This window comes from Streptomyces sp. NPDC006450 (assembly GCF_040612195.1).
Lineage (GTDB): Bacteria > Actinomycetota > Actinomycetes > Streptomycetales > Streptomycetaceae > Streptomyces.
The window spans coordinates 1-4,660 of the sequence record NZ_JBEXPT010000220.1 but is presented as its reverse complement, the minus strand read 5'-3'; the positions used below and the strand labels follow the sequence as shown (position 1 = coordinate 4,660).

At 73.5% G+C, this 4,660-nt stretch carries 4 protein-coding genes and 1 pseudogene; 3 read left to right on the top strand and 2 right to left on the bottom strand.

Annotated features, from left to right (window positions below; genetic code table 11):
• Window positions 1–153: 153 nt before the first annotated feature.
• From ABZY57_RS32010 to ABZY57_RS32000, 3 genes and pseudogenes are all read left to right on the top strand, one after another.
• Window positions 154–1,122 (top strand): endonuclease/exonuclease/phosphatase family protein, encoded by a 969-nt coding sequence (locus tag ABZY57_RS32010; protein ID WP_356517932.1) that lies wholly within the window; start codon window positions 154–156, stop codon window positions 1,120–1,122.
• Window positions 1,123–1,131: 9 nt separating this feature from the next.
• A pseudogene (locus tag ABZY57_RS32005) lies at window positions 1,132–1,854 on the top strand (alpha/beta fold hydrolase); the annotation flags it as partial.
• Between the two features lie 36 nt (window positions 1,855–1,890).
• Complete coding sequence (locus tag ABZY57_RS32000; protein ID WP_356517930.1) at window positions 1,891–2,322, top strand: GNAT family N-acetyltransferase; 432 nt, start codon at window positions 1,891–1,893, stop codon at window positions 2,320–2,322.
• Window positions 2,323–2,380: 58 nt separating this feature from the next.
• Here the strand turns inward: ABZY57_RS32000 and ABZY57_RS31995 are convergent, their stop codons facing one another.
• Together ABZY57_RS31995 and ABZY57_RS31990 are read right to left on the bottom strand one after the other, a co-directional pair.
• Window positions 2,381–3,274 (bottom strand): DMT family transporter, encoded by an 894-nt coding sequence (locus ABZY57_RS31995; protein ID WP_356517928.1) that lies wholly within the window; start codon window positions 3,272–3,274, stop codon window positions 2,381–2,383.
• A gap of 173 nt (window positions 3,275–3,447) precedes the next feature.
• Window positions 3,448–4,660, bottom strand: a 1,213-nt coding sequence (locus ABZY57_RS31990; protein WP_356517926.1) for an AMP-binding protein, incomplete at its 5' end; no start/stop codon positions are given.

The following is a 4,660-nucleotide window of genomic DNA, read 5'->3' as shown; positions in this document are numbered from 1 at the left end:
CTCCGCCTCGTCCACGAGCCAGCCGCGCTCCGCGAAGGCCCCCAGCTCCACCGGGAAGTCCTCCACCTCCTCCCCCTCCTCCCCCTCCTCCCCCGCCGACCACTCCGCCGCGGCCGCCGCCCGCTCCCCCGGCTCTCGGCCCGGACGAAGGCCCTGCCCGTACTCGCCCGCGTACCCGCCCCCGTTCTTCTCTCCGCACTCCTCGCCGCACTCCTCGCCCGCCCCTCCCTCGTCCCCAACACCCCCGGCCGTCCCGGCAGCTTGCTGGAGACGTTCCTCCCCTGGCTCGGCCTCGCCGTCCCCCTCCTCCTGGCCCTGGCCCTCCGACGCCGCTCCGCCGCCATCGCCCTGGCCCTCCTGCTCCCCACCGCCGCCTGGCTGGGCCAGTTCGGCGGCCACCTCGCCCATCCCACCGCACCGACCACCGCCCGCCCCGCCCTCACCACCGTCCAGCACAACATCAGCGACGAGAACCCGGACCCGTCCCGCACGGCCAAGGCCCTCGCCGCCGCCCGCCCCTCCCTCATCGCCGTCGAGGAACTCACCCCCACCGCCATCACGGCCTTCACCGCCACCCTCGCCGCCGACTACCCCCACCACGCCACCCACGGCACGGTCGGCCTCTGGTCGACGTACCCGCTCACCGACGTCCGCCCCGTCGACATCAAGCCACCGGCCCTCGCCGGCGACCCGCACTGGAACCGCGGCCTGCGCGCCACCGCCGCCACCCCCGGGGGGCCCGTCGCCGTCTACGTCGTCCACCTGCCCTCCCTGCGCCTCGGCGCCTCCGGCTTCGGCTCGGCCCGCCGTGACGAGAGCGCCGTGCTCCTCGGCGCCGCCCTCGCCGCGGAACCCGCCGACCGCGTCGTCCTGCTCGGGGACCTCAACGGCACCGCCGACGACCGCGGCCTGGCCCCCGTCCGCACCGCCCTGGCCGCAACCGCGGCAAGCGCGACAAGGACGACCACCGCCCCCGGCTTCGCCTTCACCTGGCCCGCGGCCTTCCCCCTGGCCCGGATCGACCAGATCCTGGCCCGCTCGGGGACCGTCACCCGCGTCCGTACGCTCCCCTCCACCCCCAGCGATCACCTGCCCCTCAGCGCCGACATCCGGTTCGATTAACGTACGTTCATGACTGAATTCGTACTGGTGGCAGGCACGTGGCTGGGCGCGGCGGCATGGGACGAGGTGGCCGCCGAACTCCGCACCGCACTGCGCACCACGGACGGCGACGACCAAGCGGTCCACGCGGTCCACGCGCTGACCCTGTCCGGCCTCGCGGAGAAGCAGGGCGTCGCGGCCGGCCAGCAGACGCACGTCACGGACATAGTCGACGCCATCGACGAACTCGGTCTGCGCGATGTGGTCCTCGTGGGCCACAGTTACGCCGGCGTCCCGGTCGGCCAGGCCGCCGAGCGGATCGGCGCCCGCCTGAACCGGGTGGTCTTCGTCGACGCCAGCGTCCCCGCCCACGACGAATCCTTCGTCTCCGGCTGGCCGGACGGCCGCTCAGCCGTGGAGTCCTCCATCGCGGCGAACAACGGCTTCTGGCCTCCCCTGCAGGCCGCCGATTTCGAAGGCCAGGGCCTCACCTCCGAGCAGATCGCCCGGCTCCTCGCCGGCGCGACCCCGCACCCGGGCGCCACGCTCACCGAACCGGCCGTACTGACCCACCCGCTCGCCGAGCTCCCCGCGACCTACGTCAAATGCCTGCTGGACGGTGCCGAACCCCACCCCGACGTGGCGAAACTCCTGTCCACCGGCCCGGACTGGCAGCTGGTCACCCTGGACACGGGCCACTGGCCGATGTTCTCCGCCCCCTCCGCCCTGGCCCGCGTCCTCCTCGACGCCGCCGCCCAGGACACCCCGCCGCCGGCTTCCGCTCTCCGCATCCACCCGGTGCACGCCGCCTCCGAAGCCGCCCTGCACGACTGGCAGCACGTCCACAACACGGTCATCCCGACGGCCCTCCTGTCCCTCGAAGACGTACGGGAGCGCTCCGCGCGCCACGTCCTGCACGTCGCCCACCTCGGCGACACCCTCGTCGGGTGCACGACGGTCCGGCCCCCCGCCGCAGGCTCCACGACCGCCACCGTGATCGCGCGCGTCCTTCCCACCCACCGGGGACGGGGTTTCGGCCGAGAGCTGTACGCCTACGCCCTCGCCCAGGCACGTACCCTCGGCGCCGAGGTGATCGAGACCGTGGTCCTCGCCTCCAACCCCGAGGGCCTCGGCTTCGCGCGCCGATCCGGCTTCACCGAAGTCGACCGCTACGTCCTCCCCGGCGACACCGTGCCCTTCGTGGACCTGCGCCTCACGTGAGCGCCACGCCCGCGCACTCTCACGCAGACACGGACGCGCCCACACACCGGGAGAGGCCCTAGGCCATGCCCCGCCGCCTCCGGGAGACGGCGACGCCGGCCAGGCAGACCGCACCGCCGAGCAGGGTCAGCGCGGCCGGGATCTCGTCGAGGGCGATCCAGGCGATGAGCACCACGACGGCGGGCACCGCGTAGGTGGTCGCGCCCATCTTGCCCGCGGTGGTCCGCGACAGCGCGTACGACCAGGTGGTGAAGGCGAGCGCGGTCGGGAACAGCCCCAGGTAGAGCATGTTGAGGACGGCGTCGAGCGGGGCCCCGGGAAGCTGGTCGACGAGCTGCCCCGCGAAGGGGAGGGTGACGGCCGTACCGACGAAGCAGCCGTACGTCGTCACCTGGATCGGGCTCGCGTACGCCAGTGCCGGCTTCTGCGCGACCACCCCCGCCCCGTACGTGAGCGCGGCGACCAGGCAGAGCAGGACCCCTCCCAGCGAGGCGGAACCGCCGTTCGAGGTGGACAGGCCGACCAGTACCGCTCCGGCGAAGGAGACCGCCATGCCCGCCAACAGCATGGGCGGGAAACCCTCCTTCAGCAGCCAGCCGCTGAGCAGGGCGATCACGATCGGACCGATGTTGACGATCATGGCCGCGGTGCCGGCGTCCACGAGCTGCTCGCCCCAGTTCAGCGTCACCATGTAGAGCCCGAACCAGAGCACCCCGGAGACCAGGATCCCGGGCCACGCCTGCTTCGGCGGCGGCGGTACCCGCTGGACGGCCAGGACCAGCCCGAGCGCGACCGAGGCTGTCAGCAAGCGTCCGAGCGCGAGCGCTCCGGGCCCGAAGTACGCGGCCGCCGAGCGGATCGAAACGAACGCGGAAGCCCACAGCACGACGGTCACTGCGGCCGCTGTCAGCGCCCGCCGGTCGGCGCTGACCTGATCAGCCGTCTTGTCCATGCGAGCAAGCTACCTCCCCCGCCCGAAAGACCCGTTGCCCTTTTCCGAGCACCTCCGCTGCTCCGGCCGGAGCGGAGCCGGAACCCCCGGGGGGAGGCACGCCGAGGGAGGCCCGCCCGCCTCCCCGCGGAGGAGGCACACCCCGAGGAGGTCACCTGGGGAGGCTCGCACCGTCAGGCATCGCCCAGCAGCAGCAGCTTCTTCTGCGGCTTGCCCATCGCATTGCGCGGAATCGCCGCGACGAACCGCACCTCGCGCGGCCGCTTGTGCACCGACAGGTGCGCGGCGACGAAGTCCGTCAGTTCCGGACCCGTGACGCCCTCGGCCACCACGAAGGCCACGATCCGCTGCCCGAGATCCGCGTCCGGCAGCCCCACCACCGCCGCCTCGCTCACCTTGGGGTGATCCAGCAGCGCGTTCTCGATCTCGCCGGCACCGATCCGGTACCCGCCCGACTTGATCATGTCGATGGAGGCCCGTCCGACGATCCGGTGGACTCCGTCGGCCTCGTCGACGGCCGCGATGTCGCCCGTACGGAACCACCCGTCTTCCGTATATGCGGCGGCCGTGGCCTCGGGCCGGCCCAGGTACCCGGAGAACAGCGTCGGCCCGGTCAGCTGGAGTTCGCCGATCTCTGCGCCCGCCTCCGCCACGATCCGCGTACCGATGCCCCGGAGCGGGGTGCCGACCGTACCGGGCCGCACCTCCCCGCCCGCGCGCCCGCTCAGGGTGATCAGCGTCTCGGTCATCCCGTACCGTTCCACGGGCCGCAGCCCCGTCAGCCGCTCCAGGTCCCGGAAGACCGGCGCGGGCAGCGCGGCACTGCCGGAGACGAGCAGCCGGGCCCCGCCCAGCGCGGCGGCGGCCGCCGGAGCCCCCGCGATACGGGACCACACGGTCGGCACCCCGAAGTACAGGCTGCCCCCGGCCGCCGCGTAGGCCTCCGGGGTGGGCCGCCCGGTGTGCACGAGCCGGCTTCCGGTCCGGAGCGCGCCGAGCACCCCGAGTACGAGTCCGTGCACGTGGAACAGCGGCAGACCGTGCACGAGGGTGTCCTCGGCGCTCCACTGCCAGGCTTCGGCGAGGGCGTCGAGATCGGCGGCCACGGCCTCGGCGGTGAGGACGACCCCCTTGGGCGGCCCGGTGGTCCCGGAGGTGTAGAGAATCAGCGCCGGCTGCCCGGCCCCCACCTCCGCTCCCGCCCCCGCGTCTCCACGCCGCTGGAAGTCCACGTCGACGAGCACCGCGCCGGAGTCCCGCAGGATGTGCTCCCGCTCGGCGGGCCCCGCGTCGGAGCGGAACCAGAGCCAGTCCGTCCAGAAGCCGGCGAACATGATGAACGCCATGGCCAGGACGGCCAGCACGCCCAAGGTCATCAGAAGAGTC

Coding starts and splice junctions, on each gene's coding strand:
- ABZY57_RS31995 (WP_356517928.1), bottom strand. CDS start 3,274: ATGGACAAGACGGCTGATCAGGTCAGCGCCGACCGGCGGGCGCTGACA.